The sequence below is a fragment of the Streptomyces sp. MS191 genome (assembly GCF_008042125.1).
Lineage (GTDB): Bacteria > Actinomycetota > Actinomycetes > Streptomycetales > Streptomycetaceae > Streptomyces.
Genome location: NZ_RDBI01000055.1, coordinates 5,726 through 7,137, shown reverse-complemented (window position 1 = coordinate 7,137; position 1,412 = coordinate 5,726). Strand labels below are relative to the sequence as shown.

Sequence of the window (1,412 nt, the reverse complement as noted above, 5' to 3'; positions counted from 1 at the left end):
GTTCAGGCGCATACCTGGGCTCCCTGGCCTGGGGACGGCGAGAGCTGGACACCGGTGCGGAGCGCCGCGCCCCCGGTCGGGGGCGGTCCCGCGGATCGGGCCGCACGCGGGCGGCGGGATCGACGGGACGCCGCCCGGGGCGGGGGACGGCGCACGGCGGCCGGGTCAGAGCTCTCACTGAGCGCGTCACGCCCCTCGGAAGGGGCGCCGCGCCGAGCCGCTGGCGGCAGCGTATCCGATAGGAAACCTTCCTACCAGACCCTCAACTCGCGTTGCCCGCCTGGGTGATGTGGTACGCCTTGCGCAGCGTCTCGTGGACCGTCCAGGTGGTCCGGTCGCCCTCGCGCAGCACACAGGCGTCGCCGGGGCCGACCTCCAGCGTGGCGCCGCCCTCGACCGCGACGGTGGCGCGTCCGCTCACGACCACGAACAGCTCGTCGGCCTCGGTGTCGGTCACCACGCCAGGGGTGATCTGCCAGATGCCGCGCACCTGCGTGCCGTCGGCCGACTCCCACAGGACCTTGCCGGTCACCTCGGGGGTCCCGGAGACGATCTGGGCGGGGTCGAGGGGCTCCGGCTCCAGCTCGGCGTCGGGAATGTGGACGGCGAAGGAGGGCTGGTCGTGTGTCGTCATGGCCGGTGACTGTAGCGGGGACGCCGGGCCCCTCCCCGCCCGGGACCGACTGAATGCACGCCTCCACTTCGGCCCCGACCAGGCGACTTCCCCGAACCGGCCGGCGACGACGAAATCCGAAGGGGCGCTCGGAGCGGCGCCGGGACGGTCGCCGGCACCCACCTGCCGCCACCTCCCGGACGACTGGACGGGGCCCGCCACCGGCGCCGCCCGGGCAGGCGGGCCCGGGCCGCCGGCACCCCGCCACCCGCTCCGGCACACGGGGCGCGCCACCCGGGAAGGGGCGGATCGGGGCGCCCCGGCACTGATTCCGAAGCAGCCTCGGAATATTCGGTTCCGGTCGCATCACCCCCCGAACGGCGACATCCGCACCCCCGGTCGGCGTACATCCGGTCGTGGCGGATGCCCGGACCGTCGTAGAAGTGACGAGTGGACACCTCGGCACCTCCGGCCCCGGAAACACTCGTACGCGGACTCCGCCCACCGAGGTGGAACCGCGCCGCATGGCGGAAAGCCGGGCCGCCCCGACACGCTGCCGGCAGACGTCCTCGCTGGTCGGGGGCGGCGTCTTCGGTGCGCCCCATGTCGGTCGCGGGGGATGCGCCGAGCCCCCTGCCCTGCATGGCGTGCACGCGTCAAACTCCCCGTGACCGCCTCCCCCACCTCCGACAGGAGAGTGCGATGCCCTCCCCCGCCTTCCTCCCCCGCGCCCTCGCGCTGACCGCCGCCGCCCTGCTCGCGGCCGCGGCGGCCGCGAGCAGGGCGGCGGCGGTCAGCG

Annotated in this window: 1 protein-coding gene; it reads right to left on the bottom strand. The window is 75.2% G+C overall.

Annotated elements, in window-relative coordinates; all coding sequences use genetic code 11:
* Positions 1 to 262 precede the first annotated feature (262 nt).
* Positions 263 to 634 (bottom strand): cupin domain-containing protein, encoded by a 372-nt coding sequence (locus EAO71_RS24870; RefSeq protein WP_147980061.1) that lies wholly within the window; start codon positions 632 to 634, stop codon positions 263 to 265.
* Positions 635 to 1,412 lie beyond the last annotated feature (778 nt).

Bases quoted from the DNA above. Each gene is read 5' to 3' on its own strand.
- EAO71_RS24870 (WP_147980061.1), bottom strand. From the start codon at position 634: ATGACGACACACGACCAGCCCTCCTTCGCCGTCCACATTCCCGACGCC.